Origin of the sequence: Nonomuraea sp. K271, assembly GCF_009908215.1 — a bacterium.
Taxonomy (GTDB): Bacteria; Actinomycetota; Actinomycetes; order Streptosporangiales; family Streptosporangiaceae; genus Nonomuraea; species Nonomuraea longispora.
On sequence record NZ_JAAAHR010000141.1, the window covers coordinates 1 to 26,931 of the forward strand.

Sequence of the window (26,931 nt, forward strand, 5' to 3'; positions counted from 1 at the left end):
CCCGGAAGGAGCCGCCCTACGCGAACGACTCCGTCGACGTGGTGACCTGGCCGCGGTGACCGGTTCCCCGCGGGAAGCGGTGATCAGGGGTCGGGCTCCGGCGGGGCGCCCGGGGGCAGGACGGGGACGTCGGGAGGGCCGTGCTCGATGAGCCGGAGCAGGGCGGCGGTGTCGAGGTGCCGCTCGACGAGGTCGCCGAGCGCGTCGAGCCGTTCTTCCCGCAGCCGGGCGAAGTCGGTGCCAGGAGCCGGCACGAAGGCCCGCCCCGCGCGATCGGCCACGTCGGCCAGGAAGGCGCGGCGGAAGCCGTCGTTCTCCAGGGCGCCGTGCCAGGAGGTGCCCCAGACGTGACCGGCCCGGCACCCGTCGAGGAACGGCTCGCCTCCTTCCACGGTCGCCCGGCCGTGATGGATCTCGTACGCGCGTACGTGCTGCCCGTAGGCGACGCCCTCCGGCCGGCCGAGCCGTTTCTCCGGCGCGAACTCGACCCGCGCCGGCAGCAGCCCCAGCCCTTCGACCCGGCCCGCGCCGGACTCCACGGTGTCGACGATCTCCCGCCCGAGCATCTGGAACCCGCCACAAATCCCCAGTACGGGCCCCTCCCTGTCGCCGACCGCCGCAGCCAGGCCGGTCGCGCGCAGCCAGGCCAGGTCGTCGACCGTGGCGCGGGATCCGGGCAGCACCACCAGGTCGGCGTCGTCCAGTTCGGCCGGGTCGGTCACGAAACGCACCACCACTCCGGGCTCGGCGGCCAGGGCGTCGAGGTCGGTGAAGTTGGAGATCCTGGGCAGCCGTAGGACCGCCACCCGCAGGATCTGCCTGCCGTGCGGCGGGCCGGCGCTCACCCTGCGGCCGTCGAGGGCCAGTGAGTCCTCCACGTCGAGCCAGAGCCCGTCGAGCCAGGGCAGCACGCCGTAGACCGGGCGTCCCGTCAGGCGCCTGAGCATGTCGAGCCCGGGTTCCAGCAGTTCGGCCGCGCCGCGGAACTTGTTGACGACGAATCCGGCAACATGGGCCTGGTCGGCGGCGTCCAGGAGCCCCACCGTGCCGTAGAACGCGGCGAACACCCCTCCCCGGTCGATGTCGCCGACGACGATCACGGGCAGGTCCGCGGCCCTGGCCAGGCCCATGTTGGCGATGTCGCCACGGCGCAGGTTGATCTCGGCCGGGCTGCCCGCGCCCTCGCACACCACCACGTCGTACTGCTTCCTGAGCCTGTCCAGCGCTTCCAGCGCCGTGGTGCGGAGCAGGTCCTTGAGCGCGCCGTACTCCATCGCGTCGACGTCGGCGACCGGGCTGCCCATGAGCACGACCTGGCTGCGGCGTTCGCTGCCCGGTTTGAGCAGGACGGGGTTCATGTCCGCGGCGGGTTCGACGCCGGCGGCCTGCGCCTGCATGGCCTGCGCCCGGCCGATCTCGGCGCCCCCGGCGGTGACGTACGAGTTGAGCGACATGTTCTGCGCCTTGAAGGGCGCCACGCGCACGCCCTGGCGGGAGAGCCAGCGGCAGATGCCGGCGGTGACCACGCTCTTGCCCGCGTCGGACGTGGTGCCCGCGACCAGCAACGCTCCCTTGACCATGCGAGCACCGTACCGGAGCCGGCAGCTCGTGAAATTTCCGCGAAATCCACCATTTACGAACGCTGTGACTTCTGCCACTCTGGCTAGAACGTTGCCCTAGAACGTGATTCTAGAGTTACCTACTGAAAGGGTGGGCATGGTCGGTACGTTGGGCTCTCCACGCGCCGGCGCCATCGACGCGCAGGCCCGCGCGCCATTCGGCTGGGCGCCGCTGATCGTTCTGTTCATCGTCGGACTCGTCGACCGCATCGAGCACAACCTCCTGTCGGGCGTGCTCCCTCTCATCCAGCGCGAATGGGGCTTCAGCGACACCGCCGCCGGCTCCATCCCGACGGCCGCCGCCCTGGCCGCCGCGATCGTGTCGCTGCCCGCCGGCTACCTGGCCGACCGGTTCAGCCGTACGCGGATCATCGCGGTGGTCGTCTTCGTCTGGGCGATCGCCACCCTCGGCTCCGGCCTGGCCACCGGCTTCGTCATCTTCTACCTGATGCGCGTGCTGCTGGCCGCCGCCGAGAACATCGACAACCCGGCCGCGGGCAGCCTGCTCGCCGACTACTACCCGCCGGTCAGCCGCGCCAAGGCGTACGGGCTGACCCGCGTCACCACCTACCTGGGCGGCGTCGGCACCCTGCTCGGCGGAGTGCTGGCCGAGATGTTCTCCTGGCGTACGGCCTTCCTCGTCATGGTCGTCCCCGGCGTGCTCACGGCGCTGCTGGTCTGGTTCCTGCGCGAACCGCGGCGCGGCGAGCTGGACCGGCTGGTCGCCCAGGGAGACGCCGCCCCCGCCGCGCCCCCGGCGGAGCCGAAACCGCCGTTCTGGCGGCAGTTCAGGAAGGTGCTGGCCATCCCCACGCTGATCTTCGTCTGCATCGGGCTGTCCTTCCTCACGCTCGGCCTGGCCGGCATCTTCTACTGGCTGCCCACGCTCATGGTGCGCAGTTTCGACGTCGGCGTGGGCACCGCCGGCTCGCTGAGCGGCCTGATCACCGTCGCGGGCACGCTGACGGGCACCCTCGTCGGCTCGTGGCTGGGCCGCAAGTGGCACGGCAGCCGCAGGGGCGGCCGGCTGCTCGCGGGCGGCGGCGGCATCACCGCCGGCTCGCTGGTGCTGGCGCTCGCCCTGTCGATGGACTCGATCGCCGCTCTGACGGCGCTCGTCCTGCTGGCCTGCTCCCTGATGTCGATCGCGATCCCCAACATGACGGCGTGCGTGGCCGACGTGGTGCCGGCCGCCTCGCGCGGCCTCGGCTTCGCCGTGCTGCAACTGCTCATCACGGCGGGCGGCGCCTTCGGCTCCCTCATCGTCGGCATCGCCTCCGACCGGCTCGGCTCGCTGCTGTCCGGCATGTACCTGCTGGTCATCCCGATGGTGGTCGGCGGCCTGCTCACGCTGGGAGCGCGGGCGTCGTTCGAACGCGACGCGCGCAAGGTCCTGGAGGACGCCGCCCGCCGGCCCTAGGCTGGACAGATGCCGTCAAGCCTGCCCATCTGCCGCACCTGCGGCGTCCAGTACGGCGAGCCGCGCCCCGACTGCCCGATCTGCGAGGACGAGCGCCAGTACGTCGGCTGGAACGGCCAGCAGTGGACGACCCTCGCCGGGCTGGCCGAGGAGGGCCATCGCGGACGGGTGGAGGAGGAGGGCCCCGGCGTGGTCGGCATCGGCACCGCCCCGCCCACGGCCATCGGCCAGCGAGCCCTCCTCGTCCGCACCCCGGCGGGCAACGTCATGTGGGACATGGTCTCCTACCTCGACGACCAGCTGATCGCCGAGGTGAGGGAGCTGGGCGGGCTGTCGGCCATCGCCGTCAGCCACCCCCACTTCTACGGCTCCATGGTCGAATGGTCGCGGGCCTTCGGCGACGTCCCGATCTACGTCCACGCCGCCGACCGCCGGTGGGTGGCCCGCCCGGACGACGCGGTGGTCTTCTGGGAGGGTGACACTCACCGGCTCACGGACGACCTGACGCTGATCAACGCGGGCGTGCACTTCGCGGGCGGCCAGGTGCTGCACTCGTCGGCCGGCGACGGCGCCCTGTTGTCCGGCGACATCGTCCAGGTCGTGCAGGACCGGCGCTGGGTGAGCTTCATGTACAGCTATCCCAACTACATCCCCGAACGCCCGCACGTCGTGCGCCGCGCCCTGTCCCTGCTGGAGCCGTACGCGTTCGACCGGGTCTACGGCGGCTGGTGGAAGCGCGTCGTCCGGACGGACGGAGCGGCGGCCGTGCGCCGCTCCGCCGAACGTTATCTCGGCTTCGTCGAGGAACGTTAGGCGTCAGCCCTGCGGCGGCCTGCGCTGCTGCTCCTCCTGTCCCGCCTGCCCCTGCTGCTGTCCCGGCTGCTGCTGTCCCTGCTGCTGCTGTCCCTGCTGCTCCTGCTGGGCGCGCCGCTCCTCTTCCGAGCCCGCGGCGCCTCCGCCGCCGTAGCGCTGCTGCACCGCGTCGGCCCCCTTGCTGATGTGCTCGTCGTACTTGTGCCCGGTGCGCTGCTTGGCGTATTCCTCGGCGCGGTCGAGCACCTGGTCGGCCTGCTTGGAGTGCCCCCTGGCCAGGTTCTCCGCCTTCTTCAGCCATTCTCCGATGCGGCTCATGACCGTTTCCCCGTTTCTTTCCGGCTACGGTCGCCCCCTACCCGGAGCCAAACCCATGATGTTTCCCCAGGTCAGCCGAACAGCGGCCGGTTGGCCACGCTCCAGGCGATCCTGCTGCTCATCTCGTCGAGGTATCCCTCCTCGACCCACCGCGCCTGCGGCTGGTGCCCGGCCTCCGCCATCGTGCGTACGTGGGCCGCCACCTCTCGCTGGACCTCGATCACCCTGTCGGCCAGCCCGGCGGCGCCGGTGAGGCCGTAGGCGGCGGCGAACGACTCCAACCGGCGCCGGCGGTCGGGCGGCTCGGGGTAACGCAGCCAGCGCAGGCACTCGGCGTCGTCGCGGAAGGGCGCCAGGTATTCCAGGGCGTAGGCGACGTCGTGCAGGCGATCCGCCGGCCGGGCGTAGTCCCAGTCGAGGATCCCCACGGGGACGTCCCCCTGCCAGACGATGTTCCACGGCCCGAAGTCGCCATGACAGACCAGCTCGGCGCCGTCCAGCCCGCGCTGCCCCGTGTGCCAGACGAGCTCGGGCGGCGGGTCGAAGCCGGCGACCGCGTCGTGGTAGTCCCGCAGCAGCCGGGCGCAGGTGGCGGGCCCGGCGTCGCCCGCCACCTTGGCCCAGCCCCGCGGCCCGGACTCGCCCTCCAGGTAGGTGAGGACCTCGCGTCCTTGCTCGTCGGTCCCGAGCACCCGCGGCGCGTAGGGGAACCCGACGCCCTCAAGATGCCGCAGGAGCGCGTGGACCGCCGGCGTCCACGGCTGGGCCGGCCTGCGCACGGTGTCGCCCACGCGCACCACCCGCCGATGCTGCGTGTCCTGCAACACGATCTCCTCGGCCATGGGACCCGAGCTCCTTACCGATCGCCTGCCGCTGATGTCCACAATGCCTTGCCGGTCGCGTGCCGCCCATACCATTCGCGCATGACCACGTACGACTTCACGCTCACCGCGGAGGGCCCGTTCGACTTCGGGGCCTTGCTGCGTTTCGTCGAGGAGTGGCCGGCGACCAGCGCGCTGCCGTCCGACGGCCGCTCGCTGCGTTTCGCGTACAACGCGGAGGCCGACTGGCTGCCGATCGGCGTGACCGTGACGACCTCGCCCGGTGGGGTCGCCGTCACCACCACCCGTCCCGCGGGGCCGCAGATCCGGGGCGAGGTGGCGCGCATCCTCTCCCTCGACGTCGACGGCGCCGGCTTCGCCAAGCTGGGCGAGGCCGACCCGGTGCTCGGCGACCTGCAGCGGCGCAGCCCCGGCCTGCGGCCGGTGTGTTTCTGGAGCCCGTGGGAGGCGGCCTGCTGGGCGGTGGTCGTGCAGCGGTCCTCGATGATCGTCGCGTCCAGGATCAAGCAGCGCATCGCCGAACGCCACGGCGCGCGGGTCACCGTGGACGGGCGGACGTACGCGGCCTTCCCGCCGCCCGTGTCCCTGGTGGACGCCGGCGGCCTCGGGCTGCCGGCGCAGAAGGAGGAGTGGCTGCGCGGCCTGGCCCGCGCGGCGCTCGACGGCGTGCTCACCACCGAGCACCTGCGTTCGCTCTCCCCCGAGGACGCCCTTGCCGAGCTGCGTTCCCTGCCCGGGGTCGGGCCGTTCTCCGCCGGCCTGATCCTGATCCGGGGCGCCGGAGCTCCGGACGCGTTCCCCGGTGACGAGCCGCGCCTGTTCGCCATCCTGCGCGAGGCGTACGGCCTGCCCGAGGACGCGCCGCCCGCCGCTTACCGCCGGCTGGCGGAGGCGTGGCGGCCGTACCGTTCCTGGGCCTCCTTCCTGTTCCGCGCGTCCACGTACGGCACGCCTCACGGCGAGTAATCGATTTCCACCAGCCTATTCGCCGACGGTCCTCCGGTCGGCGGAGGAGAAGCTGATCACGAAGACCGCCTCGTCGTCACCCACGTTCGTGGCGTTGTGCACCACGCCGGCGGGGATGCTGATCGTGTCACCGGGACCCATCGCGACCCGCTGGTCGCCCGCGGCGTGCTCGATCGTTCCCTGGAGCACGTGCAGGACCTCGTCGCAGTTGGGATGGTAGTGGCGGGGGTTGGCCTGACCTGGCGCGATGTGACAACGTCCGACCGTCATCGTGGCCGAGTTGCCCAGCCGGCCCGAGACCATCCACTCCAGCCGGCCCCAGGCGGTGTGCTCGACCTCGCGGTCCTCCCGCCGTGCCACGTACGCGCTCATTCGCTCTCCCTCGCGATCGTCACCGTGGAGCCCGGAGGCGTCTCCCGGTACGCCTCGAACAGGCGCATGATCTCCAGTGCGTCGTCCAGCGTGCCCTTGACCGGCGGCCTGTCCGACAGGACGCTGTCGCAGAAGTGCCGCACCTCCGGCGCGTACCCCAGATAGAACAGGTTCTTGTTGGACAGCTGGCCGAGGGAGAACTCCGGCTCCCACACCAGCGGCGCCACCGCGTCGTCCACCACGAACGACGCGTCCCTGCCGTAGTCCCTGCGGGCTCCCGGCCGGTAGTAGGTGAGCCGCACCCCGTTGTCCACGATCACGTTGGCGCCGCGGCCGACCACCTCCAGCCGTTCGAGCGGCGAGGTCGCGGCCACGCCCGCGACCAGGTGCAGCGAGCCGATCGCCCCCGAGGCGAACCGCAGCGTGCTCACGCTGCTCCCGCCGCCCGGCTCCCACTCGTACGACAGCCGCTCGACCGGCCCCATCAGGTGTGTCAGCACCGCCGCCGGGTGGTAGACGTGGTCGAGGAACCAGCGCATGGCCTTCAGGTCGTGCCGGCGCTCCATCGGCGGCAGCGCCTGCGGATAGCGTACGGAGATCGACGAGACCGGCCCGAACGCCTCCGAGGCCATGATCGAGGCGACCTTCTCCACCGCGGGCGTGAAGATCTTCTTGAGGCCGGCCATGACGAACCGGCCCGTCTCCGCCGACACCCGCCGCAATCGCAGCACCTCGGCGACCGAGGCGGCGACCGGCTTCTCCATCCACACGTGGGCGCCCGCGCGCAGGCAGTCGAGGGCGAGGTCGGTGGCCTGCACCCGCCCGGTTCGCTGGTCGTAGGAGGTGACGATGAAGACGGCCGCGGGCTTCTCCTTGGCCAGCATCTCCCGGTGGTCGGTGTAGGGGGCCGCCCTTCCTGACGGCCCGCCGAACATCCGCGCGTACGCCGCCGCGCGCTCCCGCCGCACGTCGCACACGGCGGCGAGCTCGACCGGGGCGTACTGGAAGGCCGGATAAACGTTGCGGTAGGAGTGCTCTCCCGCGCCGATGAAGGCGCAGCGGACACGTTCGTCGTACTCGAACTGGTAAGTGACGCGGTCTGGCACGCGGGCCTTCCTCTCCCTCACGGACGCTCGACCGGGGGCGCGTACGCCGATCTCCTTCCCGCGCGCCTTGACAGCCCCAGGGGCGCCGGATATTGCTAGAAATCGATTACTCAAACATTAGCAGAACGATCCGCGCCCCCCAGAGGGCCGGCTCACGGAGGGATCACCCGTGGCGAGAAGGCCCAACATCCTGTTCCTCATGAGCGACGAGCACCGGCCCGACGCCGCGGGGTTCGCCGGCGACCCGGTGGCGCGCACGCCGGTGCTCGACGCGGTCGCGGCGGAGGGCGTGGTCTTCACCAACGCGTACACGCCCTCCCCCATCTGCGTGCCGGGACGGCAGTCGATCATGGCGGGGCAGTTCCCCAGGACCACGGGCTGCGAGCGGTTCGGCGAGGACCTCACACCCGGCCACATGACGTACGCCCGCCGCCTCGCCCAGTACGGGTACCGCACGGTCGCCGCGGGCAAGCTGCACCACACCGGCACCGACCAGATGCAGGGCTGGACCCACCGCATCGGCATGGACTCCGGCATCTCCCACCGCCACATCCCCGGCCGCGACGAGGCGTCGTACGCCGGGCTGCCGGAGCCGATCCACCACAAGTGGCCCATGGCCAAGGAGGTGCGGCGCGCGGGCGTCGGCCGCCCGCCCTACCTGGCGGCGGACGAGTACGCGGTGGACGGCGCCGTCCAGTACGCGCACCAGCACTTCGTGGACTCCTACTACGACCGGCCGATCCCCGAGGTGCCGCTGCTGCTCAAGGTCAGCCTGTGGCAGCCGCACTATCCGTTCCAGGTGCCCGACCGCGAGTTGTTCGACCACTACCTCACCCGTGTCCGCCCCTACTCCGGCCAGCGGCTGTCCGGCCATCCGGTGCTGGGCGGCGACCGCTTCGTCGTGCGCCCGGGGATCGAGGTGAGCGAGCGTGAGCACCGGCGCGCCACCGCGGCCTACTACGGCATGATCGAGCTGGCCGACCGGATGTACGGCCGGGTGCTGGACGCGCTGCGCCTGGCCGGCCAGGACCTCGACGACTGGATCATCGTCTACACCAGCGACCACGGCGAGATGCTGGGCGAGCACGGCGTCTACGAGAAACAACGCTTCTACGAGGCCAGCGTCCGCGTGCCTCTCATCATCCGCTGGCCGGCCCGCTTCGTCCCGCGCACGGTGGAGCGCAACGTGAGCACCTGCGACCTGTTCGCCACGCTCTGCGACCTGGCCGGCGTGCCGGCTCCCGGCGGATTGGACAGCAGGTCGCTGGCCGGGCTGATGTCCGGCGACGAGGAGGGCTGGCCCGACGAGGCCGTCTCCCAGTTCGGCGGCAACCGGCTGATGATCAAGCAGGGCGTTCTGAAGTACCAGTGGTACGGCGCCGAGGGCCCCGAGGTCCTGTTCGACCTGGCCAAGGACCCTCAGGAGAGCACCGACCACGCCGCCGACCCCGCCTACGCCGCCGCCATGACCGCTTTCAGGGCTCGCCGCGACGCCCTGGGCTTCCCTTCGGAGAAATCGATTGCGCCCTGAGCGGTCACAGCTCGGCGCCGGCGATCAGCGGTAGTGGACCCCGACCTCGGAGACGGAGGTGAAGGTGTGCGAGCCGCCCGGCACCCCGATCACCCGTACGCCGTCGGCCACCGCGGGCGCGAAGCGGAACGTGTAGGTCCTGCCGGGCCCCGCCGTCCGGTCGTAGGGGTAGGCGGGGGTGATCCGCTGGTTCCGCACGTCGGTCCACCGGCCGTTCCTGCGCACTTGCACGCGCAGGTCACGGGCGTACCAGCCGCCGTCGGCCGGCATCGCGCCGGTCGTGTAGCGCACCTCGTTGACGTGCCGCACGCGCGGCCACGTGTACCCCCACCAACTGGTGCTCTTCACCTCGTTGTTCCAGTCGTCCTCGGACGCCGTCAGGTCGCCGTCGTTGTAGATCGACGTACGTCCGGCGCGGGTCACCCGCTCGTACGGCGTCGTGCCCGGGTCCGTGGCCAGGTTGCGGGCGGCGTCCTTACGGTTGTCCGGCGCCGAGAGGGCGCGCGGTGTGACCCGCAGTTCGCGCAGGTTGAAGTTGTAGACGGTCTTCGGCGTCGCGCCGCAGGGGCCGCAGACGTTCGACTGCGCCCACATCGTCCGGCCGTCGGCGCTGACGAACTTCGACGGGATCGTGGGCGCGTAGCCGCCATGCTTGTCCTGGGTCCACCCGACGCCGAAGTCCTTCGCGCGGATCTTGCTCCACGGGCCCCACGGGCTGGGCGCGTCGTAGATCGTCCACTGGAAGGCGTTCCAGGTGGTGAACAGGTAGCGGCCGAGCGGCTTGTTGTAGACCACGCCGCCCTGCGCGATCAGCACCTTGTCGTGCACCCCGTCCTCGTGCACCCTCTGGTAGACGCGCTCCTCGTCGTGGATGACCGGCGCCCTGTCGCCGATCTCGGCCGACCAGGTGGCCCGCCCGCCCTGGGTGCCGGTGTAGAACTCCCAGGCCGAGCGGTCCTGGATCCGGTCCTTGGGCACGCGGCCGAGGTGGACGTCGGTCTGCTGACGCCAGTTGTCGTCCAGCCCGTACGCGTAGACGTAGCCGTCCACGGCGTCGGCGTAGTCCTTGCCGAAGTCCAGGAACATGATCGTGGTGAAGACGGAGCCGGCGAACATCGCCTCGCCGGTGTGCCAGGTCCAGGTGCGGCCGTGATCGGTGGACCTGGCGATGGTCGCGGCGGGCGCGCTGTCGAACGTGTGCTTCTTCAGATCCTGCACGGCCAGGTAGAGGTCACCGCCGACGCAGGCCATGCCCGTGGGCTTGCGGTTGTAGCCGGCGCCGCTCCAGATCTGCCCGACCTGGTCACCCTTGGCGACGAGCGTGCCGGCCAGGTTGTCCTGCTCGGGGGTGCCGGTGATCCGGTTGACGCCGATGTCGGTGCCCGGCAGGGGGCCGAAGCCGCGGCCGTCGCCGTGGGCGGCGTACAGGTTGTCGTCGTCCGACCAGCAGGAGGGCCACAGGTCGCCGCCGCTCGGCGAGGTGACCGCGCTGCGCTCGCCGACGCGGATCGTCGACGGCCACGTGCTGTCGGGCGGGGACGACGACGGGGCCGCGTGCACTGTCGCGGGCCCGCCGTCACCAGAGCCGGCGTGCGCGGAAGACGTCGCGGCCAGCGGCAGGACGAGTACCAACAGGGGCAGGACGGCACGTCGTACAGGGGCGAATCGGGGGGTCCGCGCGGGGGCGTGGCTCATGCGCACTCCTGGGAAGGCAAAGGGGCTCTCGGCGGGGTTCTCCAGATTCCCTCGTCACGCTATGGTGCGAGTAATCGATTTCTAGGAAACTAGGCGGAATCGGAAGCGATCGTCAAGGGAGATCCACAGTGAAAGACCGGCCGAACGTGGTGCTCGTGTTCATGGACGACATGGGGTACGGCGACATGGGCGCGATGGGCGGCACCGTGGTGAAGACGCCACGGATGGACAGCGTGGCGGAGAACGGCATCACCTTCCGTCACATGTACTCCGCCGCACCCGTGTGCACGCCGTCCCGAGCCGCGCTGATGACCGGCAGGTACGCCCAGCGGGTCGGCCTCCCGCGCGTGATCTTCCCCCACGAGGGTGAGGGTCTGTCCGGCTATGAGCGCACGGTTCCCGAGGTGCTCAAGACGCGCGGATACCGTACCGCCGGGTACGGCAAGTGGCACCTCGGCTGCCGCCCCGAGCACAACCCCACGCGGCACGGGTTCGACGACTTCTTCGGCCTGCTGTACAGCAACGACATGGACCCCGTGCACCTGTACGACGGCGAGAAGCCCGTGCAGAAGGAGGTGGAGCAGGCCGAGCTCACCAAGCAGTACACCGACCGGGCGATCGAGTTCATCGAGCGCGGCGGCGACGATCCGTTCTTCGTCTACCTGGCGCACACGATGCCGCACATCCCGCTGCACGTGGAGGAGGGTTTCCGCGGCACGTCCAGGGGCGGCACGTACGGCGACACGATCGAGTGCATCGACTTCCACCTCGGCCGGATCCTCGACCGGCTGGAGGAGCTCGGGCTCGCCGAGGACACGCTGGTCATCGTGACCAGCGACAACGGGCCCTGGTTCGAGGGCAGCACGGGCGGGCTGCGCGGGCGCAAGATCGACACCTGGGAGGGCGGGATCAGGATGCCGTTCGTCGCCCAGTGGCCGGCCAGGATTCCCGCCGGGTCGGTGTGCGACGAGCCCGCCTGCTTCATCGACCTCCTCCCGACGCTGGCGGGGCTGACCGGCGCCGAACTGCCGGCCGACCGGCCCATCGACGGGATCGACATCGGACCCGCGCTCACCGGCGGGCCGATGCCGGAGCGCGAGGCCCTGTACTTCTTCCACCACTGGACCCTGAACGCGCTGCGCCAGGGCAGATGGAAGCTGCACGTCGACCGCAACCCGCAGCCCGACCGCAGGGAGCTGCCCCAGCTGTTCGACCTGGAGACGGACCCCGGGGAGGCCTACAACGTCGCCAACCTGGAGCCCGAGGTCATGGCCCGGCTCACCGAGCTGGCGACCTCCTTCGCCACCGAGATCACCGCCCAGCGGGTCGAGGCCGAAGGACGCGCCGCCGGCCGCTGCGCCTGACCCCCGGCCGCACCTCGACGTGGCCGCGAGCGCCTCCCCGGCCGCCCCCAGGGCCCGGCCGGAGGCGCCGGCTCGGCCCCGCACGCCCGTCGGCGCCGGCATTGCCCCTCGATAATGCCTGTTTCAGCGTCGCTCACGTGACTCTTGACACTGCTGTGCGTCGCCGTTACGTTGCTTGGAAATCGATTACTCGGAACCACGACCGCCTGCGCACGTCGAAGGTCGCGCCGTGTTCATCAACAGGAAATCCGCGATCCCGCCCGGCTCTTGGGGGTGCGTCATGCCCGAAGCGGGATCGCCGCGAAAGGTGGAAGTGATGCACACCCTGAGCCGCCGGCGGTTCATGCAGACGACCGGCCTGATGGGGCTGATGGCCGCCGCAGCCGCGTGCGGCGGGACGAGCGGCGCCGGCTCCGGAGGGTCGGCGGGCAGGCTGACGTGGTGGGACGCCCAGGAGAGCGGCCAGGAGGCCAAGGAGGCGCTGTTCAAGAAGTTCGCCGAGTCGCCCGGCGGCGTCCCCGTCGAATACACGCACGTCAGCGCGGCCAAGTTCCCCCAAGCGCTCCAGCTCGCCAAGCAGAGCAAGCAGCTTCCCGACATCCACGTCAACGTGGGCATCGGCGCGCAGGTCGAGCAGCTCATCAAGGACGGCTGGGTGGCGCCGATCGAGCTCGGCGAGGCGGCGCTGAAACGGCTGGACGACCAGCTCTACGAGGGCATCCACACCTTCGAGGGCAAGGTCTACTCCTGGCCGATCTACCACTACCGCTCCTACATGGCCGTCACCTGGTTCGACACCCAGCTGGTCGCCAAGGCCGGCCTCGACCCCGACGCCCCGCCCACCACCTACGACGAGTTCCGCGCGGCGTGCGCCGCGACCCAGAAGGCGTCCGGCGGGGACTCCCACGGCTTGGCCTGGTGCATCGGCATGCCGATCCGGCTCGGCTTCGCCATCGACAAGATGGCCCAGGCGGGCGGGTTCCAGGGCGCCGACGGCTGCCTGTTCAAGACCGGCGAGTACGCCTACCACGACGACGCCTTCGTCAACGCCATCGAGTTCATGTTGTCGCTGCAGAAGGACGGCCTGATCGCCCCCGGTTCACGGTCATGGAGCGACGACGTGGCACGCGGGCGCTGGGCGGCGGGCGCGGCGACGTACTTCATCAGCGGGCCGTTCACCGCGGGCTCGACGCTGGAGACCGTCCCGCAGTGGAAGGACAAGCTCGGCGTCGGCCCGGTGCTCGTGCCCGAGGCCGGCAAGAAGGTGGCCACCTACTCGGGGCCGCGCGAGGGCACCTACTGGCTCTCGCCCACCTGCAAGCACCCCAAGGAGGCCGGCCGCCTGCTCGGCGACTACTTCGTCACCGACTCCTACGCCGTCGACCTGGCCAACGCAATGCTCCAGCCGCCGAGCGACATGGAGGCGGTCGCCAGGTCGAACGCGCACCCGGCGTACAAGAAGCTGGTCGGCTGGTTCGCCGAGCAGGCCTACCTCTGCCCGGCCCCGGTGGTGCGCAACCCCAAGGGCATGACCGCGTACCAGGCGGAGACCAAGGAGGTCACCCCCGGGCTCGGCGACATCGTGCAGGGCGCGTTCACCGGCGACATCCCCGACTACCGAAAGGCGCTCAAGGAGCTCAGCGACAAGATGACCGCCGAGCGCGACCGGGCCATCGCCGCGGCGAAGGCCAAGGGCGCCGAGATCAGCGTGGACGACTGGGTCTTCTCCAACTGGAAGCCGGAGAAGGACTACACCCGGGAGATGTACGGCTGATGCCGCCCGCACCCCCCAACGTCGTGCTCATCGTGGCCGACGATCTCGGGCCAGGCGACCTGGGCGTGCTCGGGTCGCGGGCCGTCCGCACCCCGCACCTGGACGCCCTCGCCCGCCACGGCCGCCGCTTCACCGCCGCGTACGCCGCCGCGGCCACCGACACGCCGTCCCGCGCCGGCCTGCTCACCGGCAGGTACGGCGCCCGCCTCGGCCTGCCCCACTCGCTCGGCCGCGGCGCGGACGCGGGCCTCGGGCCGGGCGCGGTCACCATCGCGTCGGCGCTGCGGGCCGCCGGGTACGCCACCGCCTGCGTCGGCCAGTGGCGGCTCGGCGACCGCCCCCAGGACCATCCGCTGCGGCACGGCTTCGGCCGTTTCCACGGCACGATGTACGGCACGGATGTCTCGCCCCTGCCGCTGGTCGAAGGCCACGAGGTGGTCAGGGACGACTTCGACGTCTCCGGCGGGATCGCGCACTTCACCGCGAAGGCGCGGGAGTTCGTCGCCGAACGACGTGAGCAGCCGTTCTTCCTCTACCTGTCCTACCTCGACCCCCACGTCCCCTACCGTCCCGACCCCGCCTTCGCGGGCAGATCGGCGGCGGGTGCGTACGGCGACGTGGTGGAGTGCCTGGACCACCACGTCGGCGCGCTGCTGGGCGAGCTGGACAGGAACGGGCTGCGCGGCTCCACCCTCGTCATCTTCACCAGCGACAACGGGCCGCGTTACGAGGGCGCGAACCAGCGGCGCCGCGGGCGCAAGCCGGAGGTGTACGACGGCGGCGTGCGCGTGCCGTTCCTGGTCCGCGGGCCGGGCAGGGTGCGGCCGGGAGCGGACCACGAGCCGATGTCGCTGGTGGACGTGCCCGCGACGCTGGCCGCTCTGTGCTCGGCCCCCATGCGCGACCTCGACGGGTACGACCTGTCGCCCCGGCTCGCCGGGCACGCCGCCGGCCGTCCCCCCGTCTACCTGTTCTTCGGCCCCCACCTCAACGCCGCCAGGCACGGCCGGTGGAAGCTGCACGTACGTTTCTCCAGCGACCGGACGGCGTACATGCCGCAGCTCTTCGACGTGGCCGCCGACCCCGGCGAGACGTGCGACGTGAGCTCCCGGCACGCGGACGTCGCCGAGCGGATGAGGACCGGCTTGGAGGAGTTCGCCCGGACGGTGGAGGCCTCATGACCGTGGCGGCCACCCGCCGGCAGGTGCTCCAGGGCGCGGGCGTGCTCGCCGGTCTGGCCACGATGGCCCAGGCGGCGCCCGCCGCCGCGCGCCGCGCCCCCAACGTGATCATCGTCTACTGCGACGACCTGGGCTACGGCGACCTGTCCTGTTACGGCGCTCCGCTGATCCGCACGCCCGTGGTGGACCGCGTGGCCGCGGGCGGCATGCGTTTCACCACGATGTACTCCGCCTCGCCGCTGTGCACGCCGTCCCGGGCCGCGCTGCTCACCGGCTGCTACGCGCCCCGGGTGAACCTGCCGTACGTCCTCGACCCGCGCGACACGAACGGGCTCGCGCCGAGCGAGGTCACCATCGCCGCCTACCTGCGCGAGGCAGGGTACGCCACCGCGTGCGTCGGCAAGTGGCATCTCGGCGCGCCGCCCCGCTTCCGGCCGGACAAGCACGGATTCGACCGGTTCTACGGCCTGCTCGGCAGCAACGACTGGAATCCCAGCCCGGCGCTGTACGACGGTGACCGCGTCGTCGAGGACCCCGCCGACCAGCCGTCCCTGACGCGCCGTTACACCGAGCAGGCCGTCTCCTTCATCCGCGACCACGCCGACCGGCCCTTCTTCCTGTATCTGGCGCACACCATGCCGCACGCCCCGCTGTCCGTGGAGCCGGAGTTCGCCGGGCGCTCCGCCGGAGGCGACTACGGCGACGCGGTCGAGGCCGTGGACCACTACCTCGGCGTGCTGCTCGGCGAGCTGGACAGGCTCGGCATCCGGCAGGACACCATGGTGATCTTCACCAGCGACAACGGCCCCTGGTACGTCGGCGGCACCGGCCCGTTCTCGGGGCGCAAGGCCGAGACGTACGAGGGCGGGGTGCGGGTGCCGTTCGTGCTCTCCTGGCCCGGCACGGTGCCGGCCGGCGTCACCTACACGGAACCGGCCTGCATGGTGGACGTGCTGCCGACGCTGGCCGCGATCACCGGCGCGCGGCTGCGCGACGACCGCGTCATCGACGGCACCGACCTGTCCGCGGCGCTGCCGCGGGCACGGCCCGTGGACCGGGGCGACATCTTCTTCTACAGCCGCGAGGACTGCAACGCCGTGCGCCGCGGCCGGTGGAAGCTGCACGTCAAACGCTTCCCCGGCCCCTTCTACACCGGCAGGGGTTTCTCCGCGACCGAGGAGTTACCGCAGCTGTTCGACCTCGACCGCGACCCGGACGAGGCGTACGACCTGAGCACGCGCCACCCCGGCCTGGTCGCCGCGCTCACCGCCCGGATCAGGGAGTTCGACGAGGAGCTCCAAGCCGACCGCGGCCACCGCTCGTAGCGCACCGCCGACGGCCCTCCCCCACCACGACCCGCAGAAGGACGACATGGTCAGTTTGCCCAGGCTGAAGGCCAGACGGGAGCCAGGGGAACGTCCCGCGCCCGCGCTGACCCGGCGACGGCCGCCCGCGCCGCGGCGCCGCTTCACCAGCACCCAGGTCTGGATCTGGTTCTTCCTCACCCCGACCGTGGTGCTGTACGGCCTCTACACCGTCTACCCCATCATCGCGAGCTACTGGTTCTCCTTCGTGGAGTGGAACGGCTTCGAAGCGGAGAAGACCTGGGTCGGGCTGCGGAACTACCAGGACGTGCTGGCCGACCCGCAGTTCTGGAACTCCTTCACCGTCACGGCGCTGTTCACGGTCGTCGCCGTCCCGGTCAAGGTGATCTTCTCGCTGCTGGTCGCCCTGCTGCTGAACTCGCCGAAGATGCCTTTGCGCAACCTCTTCCGTACGGCGTTCTTCCTGCCGGTGGTCACCACGACGGCCATCGTCGGCGTCGTCATGCAGTTCGTGTTCGACCCCACCGACGGCCCGGTCAACCAACTCCTGCTCACGCTCGGCCTGGTGGACGAGGGGATCAACTTCCTCGGCGACTCCTCCAGCTCGCTCTGGACCGTGGTCGGCGTCTACGTCTGGAAGTGGTTCGGCGTGACGCTGATCTACTGGCTGGCCGCGCTCCAGACGATCCCGGACGACGTCTACCAGGCCGCCGCGCTCGACGGCGCGGGCCCCTGGTCGATGCTCCGCCACATCACGATGCCGCTGCTCAAGCCGTTCACCGTGATCATCTCGCTGCTGACGCTGGAGAGCACGCTCAAGGTCTTCGACCTGGTGCTCACCATGACCAACGGCGGCCCGTTCTACAGCACCGAGGTGGTGGAGATCTACATCTACCGCTGGTCGTTCGCCGCCACCACGCCCCAGCTCGGCTTCGCGTCCGCGGCGGCCGTCATCTTCGGCATGTTCGTGTGCCTGCTCGGGCTGTTGCAACTCGCCGGAATCCGCGCCGCCCGCAAGGCAGGAGGCCTCGCATGAGCACGACGGTCCACAAGGCCCCCGGCCGCGGCTGGTCGGTGGCCCGCGTCCGCAACCGCCTGGTGTGGTGGGTCATGGCGGTGATCACCGGTATCGGGGCGCTGCTGTGGGTGTACCCGTTCGTCTGGATGGTGTCGGCCTCGCTCAAGGATCAGCTGGAGGTCTTCGGCTCGGGCCTCAGCCTGCTGCCGAAGACGCCCGTCTGGGAGAACTACGCCCGCGCCTGGACCGACGCGGGCTTCGGCCAGTATCTGCTCAACACCGTCATCGTCACGGTCTGCACGGTCGTGCTCGTCGTCGTGCGCTGCGCGATGGCGGGCTACGTGATCGCCAGGTACAGGTTCACCGGCAGGAAGACCGTCATGGTCGTGCTGATCGCGACCCTGTTCGTCCCCACCGGCTACACCATCATCCCGGTCGTCGAGATCTCCCAGCGCCTGGGGCTGCTCAACTCCCTGTCCGGCATGGTCATCGCGCTGAGCGGCGCCGCCCACGTGGCCTCGATCCTGCTCTACATGGGCTACTTCCGCGGCGTCCCGAAGGAGCTCGAAGAGGCGGCCGTGATCGACGGTGCGGGTTTCCTGTCCGTCTTCTTCCGCGTGATGCTGCCCCTCGCGATGCCGGTCACCGCGACGGTCACCCTGCTGACGTTCCTTGCCACCTGGAACGCCTTCTTCCTGCCGCTCGTCTTCACCTTCAGCCGGCCCGACCTGCGTACGCTGAGCGTCGGCATGCTGGCCTTCGTGGGCGAGAACTCCGTCGACTGGAGCGGCATGGCCGCCGCGGCCGTCATCTCGCTGCTGCCCGTCGTGATCCTCTTCGTGCTGCTGCAACGCTACTTCGTCGAGGGGATGGCGGGCGCCGTGAAGTCGTGACGTGCGTCGTCCCCACGGGCTGCGGCTATGCGAGGAGCCGGTCGGCCCCGTCCAGCAGAGCACGGCGCTCGGCCTCGCTGCCCGAGAGCGCGGCGGCCCGCCGGAACAGGCCGGAGCCCGGTCACTTTCGCCGCGGTCCTGCCGGTCGAGCGTGACCAGGTCGCCGTCGCCGTCCCGGCGGGCGTCGCGCCTGGAGTGCTGGCACAGGAACAGCGCGAGCAGCCCGGGGATCCAGGAGCGCGAGCGCGTGCTGGGCTTCCGGCGGCTGATCGCGTTCACCTGGTTCCTCATGCTGGGGCCCGGGGGGCCGTTCGCGGCGCGCAACCCGGCCGGGACGAGGGAGCGGCAGGCCGTACGGGTGCTGGAGCTGCTCGGCTGACCCGGAACACCGGGTTCATGAGCCTTTTCTCATGCAGCAGCCATGTACATAGCGCTCCCCTCTCATTACTGTCGGTGACTGACAGTGATCCTGCACTAGGAGGTTCTCCGTGCGTCCATCCCCTCGCCAGATCGCCGCCGTCGCCATGATCGCCGCCGCCACCGGCATGACCTTGTCAGCTCCCGCCCACGCCGTCATCGATCCCACGAAGCTCAACAGCCTGGAATCCATCACGAAAATCGACCCCGTCGTGATGGCCAACTGCGTGACCGGCACCACCGCCGATCCCGTCGGCGCGGTGGCCGTGCCGCCCGAGGTCCCGCTCGTGGGCTGCCTCACGCTCTGATCAGCACGCTTGGATCGCCCCCGGGCTGCCGGTCATGGCCGTGCGACGGTCACGACCGGCAGCCCGGGTTCCGTCAGCGCCCGCCTGGTTCCTCTCAGAGATCGGTCAGGCCGACGCCGACCAGCACGAGGCTGGCCACGCTCGCCACCGCACGGAACGTGTTCCACGCGGTCCACCTGCGCATGAAGTCCCTCCACGGCATGGTGCCCTCGTTCAGGGCGTTGTTCATCGGTACGTTGATCGCCACCGTGACGAGGAACGAGCCGGCGAAGTTCACCGCGGCGGCGGCGAAGAACCAGAGGGCGGCCGGGCCGTCCGCGAGCAGGCCCGCCACGAGCGCCGCCACCGGCGACCCCAGGAACACGAGGTAGAGCCAGGGGTTGAGGATCTTACGGTTGATACTGCGCATCGCCGCCTCCGCCTGGGCGGTGTCGATGGCGTTCAGGGCCGGCATGACGGACATGGAGAAGGAGTAGAACAGGCCCGCGAGGGCGCCGTGCAGCGCGAGTGCGATCAGAGGCAGTGCCAACATGAGACCATCGTGATGCTTGCGGCATAAGACGGTCCATGCATCGGGCGCTCGATCACATATGCGAGCGTCTCATTCCAGGGCCACCGTCCCCCGCCTACGGTCAGCGGACCGGGTCGAACTCGTGCAGGGCGGCGGGCTGCTTGCCGGTGGTGATCTGCTCGGCCAGCAGCCGGCCCGTGACAGGGCCGTGGGTGAGGCCCCACATGCCGTGCCCGCCGGCCACGTAGATCCCCCGCCGGGCGGTCGCGCCGACGAGCGGGCGCCCGTCGGGGGTGACCGGCCGGGGGCCCACCCAGACGTCGGTGCGTTCGTCCCAGCGCACGCCGTCCAGCAGCGGGCGAGCGGAGGCGATGATCGCCTCCATGCGGGCCGGGACGCCCGGGGCGTCGGGGTCGCGGAACTCCATGGTTCCCGCCACGCGCAGCGCCCCCTGGTACGGCGTGCAGGCCACCCGCACGTCGGGCAGGTAGATCGGGCCGTGCACGGGGCGGTCGACCGGCACGGTGAAGGAGTAGCCGCGGCCGGCCTGCACGGGGACGCGCACCCCGAACCGGGACGCCAGGCGCGGCAGCCACGCGCCGGTGGCCAGCACCACCGCGTCGGCCGACACGGACGTGCCGTACCGCGAGCTGACGATGATCTTCCCGTTCTCCTCACGCAGGTCGGTGGCCTCGAAGGCGTACACGGTGGCGCCGCGGGCCATGACCTCCTTGCCGAGGGCGTGGACGAAGCCGCCGGGGTCGACGTAGCGCTGACCGTCGATCCGCACGCCCGCCCGCAGGGCCGCGGAGGCGAGCGGCACCTGCTCGGCGAGCCTGGCGCCTTCCAGGGCGGCGTGGTCGACGGGCTGTCCCGCGTCGGCCATCCGGCGCAGCTCGCGCAGCAGGGTCTCGGCCTGCTTCGGGGTGTGGAAGGCCGCGGTGATGGGCGCCTCGACGACGGGGGCGTCCACGCCGTTCGCGGTGAGCACGTCGTACGCCTCGAAGCACTCCTCGTTGAGCGGCAGGTTGGCGCGTACGGCCCGCGTCCAGGACGACCACCGGGAGTTGGCGGCGAACCTGAGCAGGAACGCCCACAACTTCGGGTCGAAGGTGGCGGGGACGTGCAGCGGCGCGGACGGGTTGACCAGCGACTTCAGGCCGTAACGCACGACGGAGGGCTCGTTGAGCGGGATGGCCAGGCCCGGCGCGACCCATCCCGCGTTGCCCCAGGACGCCCCGGCCGCCACGCCGCCCCGGTCGACGACGTGGACCTCGACACCGCGTTCCTGAAGGAACCACGCGGTCGACAAGCCGACGATGCCGGCGCCCACCACGATCGCCGACCGCGGCGGGTTGGTGATCCGCTCGCTCATGGCATGCCTCCGTACTGGACAAAAGTCTCTTTTCTTCAGGATCGCGCGCACGAGACCAGTAGACGTTGTGCGGGGGTGACAATCGCGACGGCCGGATTGTGCGACCGTCACAACGGGCGGTCGTCCTCCAGGGCGGCAAGCGTGATGATCATGGCGAGGCGCTGGCGGGCGTCGTCCAGGTCGAGCGGGGTGATCTGAGTGATCTTGCGGAGCCGGTTGCGTACGGTGTTGGGATGCACGCCGAGCCGTTCCGCGGCCACGGCGGGGTCGCCCTGCGCCTCCAGCCACGCCCGCAGCGTGGCCATGTAGTGGGTGGCGTGGCTGGCGTCGTGTCGGCGCAGCGCGCCGACCGGCCCGCGCGCGGGGGTGCGTCCGGTGCGCGCGGCGGCACGCAGCCGCCGCAGCAGGATGTCGTCCCACGACTCGTCGTACGCCGGCGGCGCGGCGTGCGGGGGGCCCGCCTCATGCAGCGCCAGGCACTCGTCGGCCTCCTGCCGGCTGGCCGGCAGCTCCGAGGCCCTGGCCGGCGCCCCGATCCCGGCCAGCAGCCGAACCTGCGCGGGCAGGGCGGACTCCAGCGCGGACACCCAGGCGCGCGCCGCGTCGGCGTCCTCGCCGGGCAGGATCGTGTAGAGCGTGTTGCCCAGCAGCGTGCTGCGTCCCGGCCGCGACCAGCCGAAGCCCGTGGTGGCCCGCTCGAACGCCAGCAGCAGCGCGGCGTGCCGCTCCTCCTCGGTGTGCGCGCGGACGGCGATGACGCGCAACGTCTCGCCGGCCACCCCCAGCTGGCTGAGCACCGTCGCGGCGTCAGCGCTGCCCTCCAACAGCCGGATGGCCAGGTCGGACTCCACCTGCCGCTCCAGGTCCGCACTCGCCCGCGAGCGCAGCAGGTGCAGCGCCACCGTGCGCGCCCCGTCGCTCAGGGCGCCGAGCCGCGCCCCGGTCAGCGGGCTGCCGCAGGTCACCCAGACCGAGCCGAGCACCTCGCGGCCTGCCCGCACGGCCACCGCCATCCGCCCGGTCAGCCCGTGGGCCGGGTCCTGCTCGACGAACACCGGCTCGTCGGACGCGGCCAGCCGGTCGAACACGCCCCTGGACTGGAACAGCTCGCGCAGCCGGCCGGGAACCTGCCGCACCAGGATCGTCTCCAGCCGGGCGGGGTCGCCCGCCTGCTGGGAGCGTGAGTACGCCAGCACCCGCGACAGGCGGTCCTCGATGGTGACCGCGCCGCCGACGACGTCGGCCAGGCTGTCGGCCAGCGCGAACAGGTCCGTCGGCCCGCGACCGGCCTCCGTCTCACTCCCTTCCAGGACGAGCCCGTACACCACGCCGGCCAGCTGGCTCCACGACACGGCGGGATCGACGAGCATGACCGCCACACCCTCGCTCTCGCCGGCCGAGGACGCCTCGCGGGCGGCCTCGGCGCCGGCGCGCGCCAGCACGACGGTGGCCCGCGCCGACACCGCCCACCGCACCGCCTCGGTCACCGACGGGGCGCCGATGGCCATCAGCACGTCACCCTGGACGCGCTCGTCGGTGGGGTCCGGCATCGCCACGCTGCGCAGCTGGGCCGCGCGCATCTCGGGACGCCCGCACAGCCGTACCCCGTATCCGCCGAGCACGTTGACCAGGCGATCGAGTCGGATCACAGGGCTACCCTGCCCCGGCGATCAGCGGCCACGCGCGGCGATCCTGGACGCCACGGCGGGCATCAGGCACAGCCGCATCAGGCCTCGTACGGTGGCGTTCTGCGGCTCGGGCGGCGTGCTGACCGGAATGCGCAGGGCGGCGTCCAGGCGGTGCAGCAGCCGGGCCTGCAGAGCGCCGCCGCCGGTCACCGTCAGGCCGTTGCCGCGCACGGCCGTGCGGACCTGCGGGGGCAGGCGGCGCAGCAGCGCGGCCGTCATGTCGACGACGGCGTCCAGCACGTACGGCAGCAGCCCCGCGCTGGTCGTGGCGCCCAGCTGGATGGCCATGGCCTCGCTGATGACGCCGTCGCGGATGGCGACCACCTCGACGATGCCCGCGCCCACGTCGAGCAGCAGGAACGGCCGCGAGTCCGTGACGTCCAGGCCGACGCCGACGGCCGCGGCCAGGGGCTCCTCCACCAGCGTCACCCCGCACCCGGCGGCCTCGGACACCGCGGTGCGCACCGCACGCCGGTCGCTGGGCGACGCGGCGACGGGCACGCCGACCACCACCTGCTCCATCGAGCCGTCGCCCGCCGTCTGGACGTCGCGCAGCACGAGGCGTACGAGGCGCAGGCAGGCGCCGGGGTCGGCGACCATGCCGTGCCGGATCGGGCGTACCGGATCGGCGGCGCCGGCGATGGACCGGGAGGCGACGACGGCCGAGGGGCGGTCGGCGACGGCGACCCCGCTCGACGTCAGCGCTCTGGTGTGCGCGGTGCCCAGATCGAGCGCCACCCTGCCGTGGCGGGTGCGCTGGAGTGTGGGGGCTGATTCGAGCTCGGCCATGACGGTGTTCGGCTCCTTGCTTGACGCGAAGGGAAGGGGTGTGTCCGGGGACGACCTCGACGGGGGCAGCCGGGCGCGCACGGCCGGGCCGCGGCGCGGCAGTGGACGGACGGTGAGCGGCTAGGCCGGCGGCGGGCTGCGTGACCCCGCGGGGCGGTGCCCGAACTGCTGAGGGTCTCCGACGGCGGCCGAGCCGTGCGGCGGGGGCAGCAGCGCGAGATGGGCGGCGTCGCCCTGCCGCGCGCCGGACCGCGCCGGCGCCAGGGGTTCGCGGCCGGTGGAGAGCTGGGGCGGCAGGCCCGTCAGCCGGGGGTCCGTGGTGCCCGGGCTCCACGTCGTCGCCTCCTGGGTGACGGGGTCACCGGCGGCGTGCCAGACGCTCGACGCGCCGGCCACCAGCGAGCACACCAGGACCAGGCTCAGCACGATGAGCCTGCCCGGGGTGTTCCAGGGTCCCGTCACACGGCCGACCATAGCCCAACTGAGACAATGACGGCATGCAGAAAGTCTCGCTCGTCGCGCTGGCCCGTCAGCGAACCGGCCTGGCGGTCGGCGCCGACGCGTGGGTGGCGCGCACGGGAGACCTGTTCGTCGTGCCCGACGCCCGCCACAGTCTCGAGGCGCTGGAGGACTCGCGGTCCTCCTGACCGTCGTCAAGCGGCGCTGACCCGGCGCTCGCGGCTGTCACCATCGCCTGTCCTCCCGGGCCGGCCTCGTACGCCGTGCGGCCTCTTGACAGGGAGCCTGCGATTTGACAACTTCCTTGGCAGATCGAGGTTGACAACGTTGTCATCCGTCTCCTGGGAGATCGCTGTGAGCACCCCCTGGCCGTCCCCGTCCCGTCCCGACAAGGCACGACCCACGCAGCCGCCTTCGTGACGCTGCCCGACCGAGCCCCCCGTACCGGCTGACGCACGGAAGGTTTCCCCCCCGATGAAGCACCCTCGCCGACGATCCCTCATGACGGCGCTCTTATGCGCGGGCGTCGCCCTCGCACTCTCCGCCCCCGCTGCCGCCGCGCTGACCACCCCGTACGGCACCGCGGGCGCCACCGCACAGAAAGGTCCAGACCCGATTCCCAATCCCGGCCCTTCGGGCACCCCAGCCCCCGGCCCTTCCTCCAGCCCGCCGCCCGATCCGACGGCGAGCGAGCCGCCTCCGTCCGCTGAGCAGGCGCGGCGCGCGGCGCAGGACGGGCAGAAACTGGCCCAGGCGGAAGGAGCGGCCTTCGCCTCCTCCTTCGAGACCGGCGACCCCCAGCCGGCCTGGGCCGACACCCCCGAGACCGACGCCAAGGGCGACAAGAAGGCCGAGAACGTCGCCGGCACGCTTCCGGGCGGCATCGAAGGCGGCATCTCCGACAAGATCGCCCGGATCACCGTCAGCGGCGAGTTCTTCGCCTCCGGCGAGGTCAGGGAGAATCTCGCCGACACCGACCCGAGCACCAAGTGGCTCGTGGACAGCGGCACCGGCTGGGCGCAGTACGAGCTGTCCGAGCCGGTCGCCGTCGTGCACTACGCGCTGACCTCCGCCGACGACGCGCCCGAGCGTGACCCCCGCGACTGGCAGCTCCAGGGCTCACAGGACGGGCAGACCTGGACGACGCTGGACACCCGGACCGGCGAGACGTTCTCGGCGCGTCACCAGCGCAAGGAATACCGCTTCACCAACACGACCGCCTACTCCCACTACCGGCTGAACGTCACCCGCGTCGGCGGCGCCCCCATGTTGCAGCTGGCCGAGTGGGAGCTGTCCGACGGCGACACCGGCGGCCGGCCGCCCGGCGACATGCGCAGCCACGTCGGCGAGGGCCCGACCCGGGGGTACGTGTCCAAGCCGCGCGCCGGCTTCACCGGCCTGCGCGCGTTCCGGTACGCGGGCGGCACCACGTCGAGCAAGGGCGGCTACTCCACCAACAAGGTGTTCGAGGTGGACATCCCGGTCACGTCCGGGATGGAGCTGTCCTACCTGGTCTTCCCCGAGTTCACCGCGGCCGACCTGCGCTATCCCAGCACGTACGTCTCCGTGGACCTGGCCTTCGGCGACGGCACCTACCTCAGCGACCTGAAGGCCGTCGACCAGCACGGTGTCCGGCTGGCGCCCCGGGAGCAGGGCGAGTCGAAGACCCTGTACGCCGACCAGTGGAACTTCAAGCGCGCCGAGATCGGCAAGGTCGCCAAGGGCAAGCGGATCAGCCGCATCCTGGTGGCCTACGACAGTCCCGTGGGCGAGGCCGGCTTCCGCGGCTGGGTCGACGACATCAAGATCGTCTCGGAGCGGAAGCGGCAGCCGTACGAGGGCCGCGGCGGCGACCAGCGCTCACCCTCGCAGTATGTGCTCACCACGCGCGGCACCCACTCCACGGGCGGGTTCTCGCGGGGCAACAACTTCCCCGCCACCGCCGTGCCGCACGGGTTCAACTTCTGGACGCCGATGACGGACGCGTCCTCGACGCGATGGCTCTACGAGTACCACCGGGCCAACAACGCGGCGAACCTGCCCGAGATCCAGGCGTTCACCGCCAGCCACGAGCCCAGTCCGTGGATGGGCGACCGGCAGACGTTCCAGTTCATGCCGTCGGCCGCCGAAGGGACGCCCGACCCGTCGAGGACCGCCCGCGCGCTGCCCTTCCGCCACGAGCGGGAGGTGGCCCAGCCGCACCTGTACGCGGTCACCTTCGACAACGGGCTGAAGACGGAGATCGCGCCCACCGACCACGCGGCGCTGGCCCGCTTCGCCTTCCCGGGGTCGTCGGCCAAGCTGATCTTCGACAACGCGACCGGCGACGGCGGCCTGACCCTGGACGTGCCGGGCGGCGTGGTCACGGGCTACTCCGACGTGCGCAGCGACCTGTCGACCGGGGCCACGCGCATGTTCTACTACGCGACCTTCGACCGCCCGGTCACCGGCGGCGGCAAGCTGACCGGCGAGGGACGCGACAACGTGCTGGGCTACCTCGCGTTCGACGCTGGACAGGCGCGCACGGTCACCATGCGCATCGCGTCCTCGCTCATCAGCGTCGAGCAGGCCAAGCGCAACCTGGAGCTGGAGATCGGCGCCTCCGACACACTGGAGCAGGTCAGCGAGCGGGCACGCAAGGCGTGGGACGCCAAGCTCGGCGTCATCGAGGTCGAGGGCGCGAGCCACGACCAGCTCGTCACGCTGTACTCCAACCTGTACCGGTTGTTCCTCTATCCCAACTCGGGTTTCGAGAACACCGGCACCGCCGACCGGCCGGTGTACAGGCACGCCGTGCAGTCGGCCACCGAGACCCCGCCCAGCACGCCCACCGAGACCGGGGCGAAGGTGGCGGACGGCAAGGTGTACGTCAACAACGGCTTCTGGGACACCTACCGCACCACCTGGCCGGCGTACGCGCTGCTCACGCCGAAGGCCGCCGGTGAGATGGTGGACGGGTTCGTGCGGCAGTACGAGGACGGCGGCTGGATCGCGCGGTGGTCCTCGCCGGGCTACGCCGACCTGATGGTCGGCACCAGCTCCGACGTCGCCTTCGCCGACGCCCACCTGAAGGGGGTCACGGGGTTCGACGCCGGGACCGCCTACGAGGCGGCGCTCAAGAACGCCACGGTCGCCCCGCCCACCCGC

The 26,931-nt window shown here is 71.4% G+C and carries 24 protein-coding genes and 1 pseudogene; 13 read left to right on the forward strand and 12 right to left on the reverse strand.

Translation table 11 applies throughout. The features are described from left to right. Positions 1-83: 83 nt before the first annotated feature. Positions 84-1,580: a cobyric acid synthase gene (locus GUY59_RS35015; RefSeq protein ID WP_138200969.1), complete on the reverse strand. Its 1,497-nt coding sequence runs from the start codon at positions 1,578-1,580 to the stop codon at positions 84-86. Positions 1,581-1,716: 136 nt separating this feature from the next. Here GUY59_RS35015 and GUY59_RS35020 point away from each other — a divergent pair, with 136 nt between their 5' ends. Beyond that, positions 1,717-3,039 (forward strand): MFS transporter, encoded by a 1,323-nt coding sequence (locus GUY59_RS35020; RefSeq protein WP_138200970.1) that lies wholly within the window; start codon positions 1,717-1,719, stop codon positions 3,037-3,039. Between the two features lie 9 nt (positions 3,040-3,048). Then, positions 3,049-3,852: an MBL fold metallo-hydrolase gene (locus GUY59_RS35025; RefSeq protein WP_138200971.1), complete on the forward strand. Its 804-nt coding sequence runs from the start codon at positions 3,049-3,051 to the stop codon at positions 3,850-3,852. Positions 3,853-3,855: 3 nt separating this feature from the next. Here GUY59_RS35025 and GUY59_RS35030 read toward each other — a convergent pair whose 3' ends face one another. Further along, positions 3,856-4,170: an antitoxin gene (locus GUY59_RS35030; RefSeq protein WP_138200972.1), complete on the reverse strand. Its 315-nt coding sequence runs from the start codon at positions 4,168-4,170 to the stop codon at positions 3,856-3,858. 71 nt (positions 4,171-4,241) lie between these two features. Continuing rightward, complete coding sequence (locus GUY59_RS35035; RefSeq protein ID WP_138200973.1) at positions 4,242-5,012, reverse strand: aminoglycoside phosphotransferase family protein; 771 nt, start codon at positions 5,010-5,012, stop codon at positions 4,242-4,244. An 81-nt stretch (positions 5,013-5,093) separates the two neighbouring features. On the opposite strand from GUY59_RS35035, the gene GUY59_RS35040 reads away from it, so the two are divergent. Next, complete coding sequence (locus GUY59_RS35040; RefSeq protein WP_138200974.1) at positions 5,094-5,978, forward strand: DNA-3-methyladenine glycosylase family protein; 885 nt, start codon at positions 5,094-5,096, stop codon at positions 5,976-5,978. A 15-nt stretch (positions 5,979-5,993) separates the two neighbouring features. On the opposite strand, the gene GUY59_RS35045 is transcribed toward GUY59_RS35040, so the two are convergent. Continuing rightward, positions 5,994-6,350 (reverse strand): cupin domain-containing protein, encoded by a 357-nt coding sequence (locus tag GUY59_RS35045; RefSeq protein ID WP_138200975.1) that lies wholly within the window; start codon positions 6,348-6,350, stop codon positions 5,994-5,996. After that, positions 6,347-7,456: a Gfo/Idh/MocA family oxidoreductase gene (locus GUY59_RS35050; protein WP_138200976.1), complete on the reverse strand. Its 1,110-nt coding sequence runs from the start codon at positions 7,454-7,456 to the stop codon at positions 6,347-6,349. Before GUY59_RS35050 ends, GUY59_RS35045 begins: the two co-directional genes overlap by 4 nt. Before the next feature lie 169 nt (positions 7,457-7,625). On the opposite strand from GUY59_RS35050, the gene GUY59_RS35055 reads away from it, so the two are divergent. Next, on the forward strand, positions 7,626-8,987 hold the full coding sequence (locus GUY59_RS35055; protein ID WP_138200977.1) for a sulfatase-like hydrolase/transferase: 1,362 nt from the start codon (positions 7,626-7,628) through the stop codon (positions 8,985-8,987). Positions 8,988-9,011: 24 nt separating this feature from the next. Here GUY59_RS35055 and GUY59_RS35060 read toward each other — a convergent pair whose 3' ends face one another. Then, positions 9,012-10,682: a DUF4185 domain-containing protein gene (locus GUY59_RS35060; RefSeq protein ID WP_138200978.1), complete on the reverse strand. Its 1,671-nt coding sequence runs from the start codon at positions 10,680-10,682 to the stop codon at positions 9,012-9,014. A gap of 128 nt (positions 10,683-10,810) precedes the next feature. Between GUY59_RS35060 and GUY59_RS35065 the strand changes: the two genes are divergently transcribed. The 6 genes from GUY59_RS35065 (at position 10,811) to GUY59_RS35090 (ending at position 18,237) form a co-directional block, all read left to right on the forward strand. Further along, complete coding sequence (locus GUY59_RS35065) at positions 10,811-12,046, forward strand: sulfatase family protein (RefSeq protein ID WP_138200979.1); 1,236 nt, start codon at positions 10,811-10,813, stop codon at positions 12,044-12,046. A 316-nt stretch (positions 12,047-12,362) separates the two neighbouring features. Continuing rightward, positions 12,363-13,820: an ABC transporter substrate-binding protein gene (locus tag GUY59_RS35070; protein WP_161714852.1), complete on the forward strand. Its 1,458-nt coding sequence runs from the start codon at positions 12,363-12,365 to the stop codon at positions 13,818-13,820. Beyond that, a complete protein-coding gene (locus GUY59_RS35075; RefSeq protein WP_138200981.1) occupies positions 13,820-15,001 on the forward strand; it encodes a sulfatase-like hydrolase/transferase in 1,182 nt (393 codons plus the stop codon). Before GUY59_RS35070 ends, GUY59_RS35075 begins: the two co-directional genes overlap by 1 nt. Continuing rightward, positions 14,998-16,326 (forward strand): sulfatase family protein, encoded by a 1,329-nt coding sequence (locus GUY59_RS35080; protein WP_171055390.1) that lies wholly within the window; start codon positions 14,998-15,000, stop codon positions 16,324-16,326. The genes GUY59_RS35075 and GUY59_RS35080 overlap by 4 nt, the downstream gene beginning before the upstream one ends. 46 nt (positions 16,327-16,372) lie before the next feature. Further along, complete coding sequence (locus GUY59_RS35085; protein ID WP_138200982.1) at positions 16,373-17,362, forward strand: carbohydrate ABC transporter permease; 990 nt, start codon at positions 16,373-16,375, stop codon at positions 17,360-17,362. Then, positions 17,359-18,237 (forward strand): carbohydrate ABC transporter permease, encoded by an 879-nt coding sequence (locus GUY59_RS35090; RefSeq protein WP_138200983.1) that lies wholly within the window; start codon positions 17,359-17,361, stop codon positions 18,235-18,237. Before GUY59_RS35085 ends, GUY59_RS35090 begins: the two co-directional genes overlap by 4 nt. A 168-nt stretch (positions 18,238-18,405) precedes the next feature. Here GUY59_RS35090 and GUY59_RS51515 read toward each other — a convergent pair. Then, positions 18,406-18,528 (reverse strand): annotated as a pseudogene (locus GUY59_RS51515) (hypothetical protein); the annotation flags it as partial. 197 nt (positions 18,529-18,725) lie between these two features. On the opposite strand from GUY59_RS51515, the gene GUY59_RS35100 reads away from it, so the two are divergent. Then, positions 18,726-18,962 carry a hypothetical protein gene (locus tag GUY59_RS35100; protein WP_138200985.1) on the forward strand — a complete coding sequence of 79 codons (237 nt, stop codon included), beginning with the start codon at positions 18,726-18,728 and terminating at the stop codon, positions 18,960-18,962. 94 nt (positions 18,963-19,056) lie between these two features. Here the strand turns inward: GUY59_RS35100 and GUY59_RS35105 are convergent, their stop codons facing one another. The 5 genes from GUY59_RS35105 to GUY59_RS35125 form a co-directional block, all read right to left on the reverse strand. After that, positions 19,057-19,494, reverse strand: coding sequence for an anthrone oxygenase family protein (locus GUY59_RS35105; RefSeq protein WP_138200986.1), 438 nt, complete (start codon positions 19,492-19,494; stop codon positions 19,057-19,059). 100 nt (positions 19,495-19,594) lie between these two features. Beyond that, the gene (locus tag GUY59_RS35110) at positions 19,595-20,848 is read right to left on the reverse strand and encodes an NAD(P)/FAD-dependent oxidoreductase (RefSeq protein WP_138200987.1); all 1,254 of its coding nucleotides are present in this window, start codon (positions 20,846-20,848) and stop codon (positions 19,595-19,597) included. A gap of 107 nt (positions 20,849-20,955) precedes the next feature. Next, positions 20,956-22,497, reverse strand: coding sequence for a PucR family transcriptional regulator (locus tag GUY59_RS35115; RefSeq protein ID WP_138200988.1), 1,542 nt, complete (start codon positions 22,495-22,497; stop codon positions 20,956-20,958). Between the two features lie 21 nt (positions 22,498-22,518). Continuing rightward, a complete protein-coding gene (locus tag GUY59_RS35120) occupies positions 22,519-23,325 on the reverse strand; it encodes a rod shape-determining protein (protein ID WP_138200989.1) in 807 nt (268 codons plus the stop codon). Between the two features lie 120 nt (positions 23,326-23,445). After that, positions 23,446-23,787, reverse strand: coding sequence for a hypothetical protein (locus tag GUY59_RS35125; protein WP_138200990.1), 342 nt, complete (start codon positions 23,785-23,787; stop codon positions 23,446-23,448). 35 nt (positions 23,788-23,822) lie between these two features. Between GUY59_RS35125 and GUY59_RS47825 the strand changes: the two genes are divergently transcribed. After that, a complete protein-coding gene (locus GUY59_RS47825) occupies positions 23,823-23,972 on the forward strand; it encodes a hypothetical protein (protein ID WP_201761707.1) in 150 nt (49 codons plus the stop codon). 313 nt (positions 23,973-24,285) lie between these two features. Then, positions 24,286-26,931 (forward strand): glycoside hydrolase domain-containing protein (locus GUY59_RS35135; protein ID WP_201761708.1); only part of this gene is annotated, 2,646 nt, incomplete at its 3' end.

What these genes read in the sequence shown, in the direction of transcription:
- GUY59_RS35015 (WP_138200969.1), bottom strand. Translation starts at nt 1,580, where the DNA reads ATGGTCAAGGGAGCGTTGCTGGTCGCGGGCACCACGTCCGACGCGGGC.
- GUY59_RS35020 (WP_138200970.1), top strand. Translation starts at nt 1,717, where the DNA reads ATGGTCGGTACGTTGGGCTCTCCACGCGCCGGCGCCATCGACGCGCAG.
- GUY59_RS35025 (WP_138200971.1), top strand. Translation starts at nt 3,049, where the DNA reads ATGCCGTCAAGCCTGCCCATCTGCCGCACCTGCGGCGTCCAGTACGGC.
- GUY59_RS35030 (WP_138200972.1), bottom strand. Translation starts at nt 4,170, where the DNA reads ATGAGCCGCATCGGAGAATGGCTGAAGAAGGCGGAGAACCTGGCCAGG.
- GUY59_RS35035 (WP_138200973.1), bottom strand. Translation starts at nt 5,012, where the DNA reads ATGGCCGAGGAGATCGTGTTGCAGGACACGCAGCATCGGCGGGTGGTG.
- GUY59_RS35040 (WP_138200974.1), top strand. Translation starts at nt 5,094, where the DNA reads ATGACCACGTACGACTTCACGCTCACCGCGGAGGGCCCGTTCGACTTC.
- GUY59_RS35045 (WP_138200975.1), bottom strand. Translation starts at nt 6,350, where the DNA reads ATGAGCGCGTACGTGGCACGGCGGGAGGACCGCGAGGTCGAGCACACC.
- GUY59_RS35060 (WP_138200978.1), bottom strand. Translation starts at nt 10,682, where the DNA reads ATGAGCCACGCCCCCGCGCGGACCCCCCGATTCGCCCCTGTACGACGT.
- GUY59_RS35070 (WP_161714852.1), top strand. Translation starts at nt 12,363, where the DNA reads ATGCACACCCTGAGCCGCCGGCGGTTCATGCAGACGACCGGCCTGATG.
- GUY59_RS35075 (WP_138200981.1), top strand. Translation starts at nt 13,820, where the DNA reads ATGCCGCCCGCACCCCCCAACGTCGTGCTCATCGTGGCCGACGATCTC.
- GUY59_RS35080 (WP_171055390.1), top strand. Translation starts at nt 14,998, where the DNA reads ATGACCGTGGCGGCCACCCGCCGGCAGGTGCTCCAGGGCGCGGGCGTG.
- GUY59_RS35085 (WP_138200982.1), top strand. Translation starts at nt 16,373, where the DNA reads ATGGTCAGTTTGCCCAGGCTGAAGGCCAGACGGGAGCCAGGGGAACGT.
- GUY59_RS35090 (WP_138200983.1), top strand. Translation starts at nt 17,359, where the DNA reads ATGAGCACGACGGTCCACAAGGCCCCCGGCCGCGGCTGGTCGGTGGCC.
- GUY59_RS35105 (WP_138200986.1), bottom strand. Translation starts at nt 19,494, where the DNA reads ATGTTGGCACTGCCTCTGATCGCACTCGCGCTGCACGGCGCCCTCGCG.
- GUY59_RS35110 (WP_138200987.1), bottom strand. Translation starts at nt 20,848, where the DNA reads ATGAGCGAGCGGATCACCAACCCGCCGCGGTCGGCGATCGTGGTGGGC.
- GUY59_RS35120 (WP_138200989.1), bottom strand. Translation starts at nt 23,325, where the DNA reads ATGGCCGAGCTCGAATCAGCCCCCACACTCCAGCGCACCCGCCACGGC.
- GUY59_RS47825 (WP_201761707.1), top strand. Translation starts at nt 23,823, where the DNA reads ATGCAGAAAGTCTCGCTCGTCGCGCTGGCCCGTCAGCGAACCGGCCTG.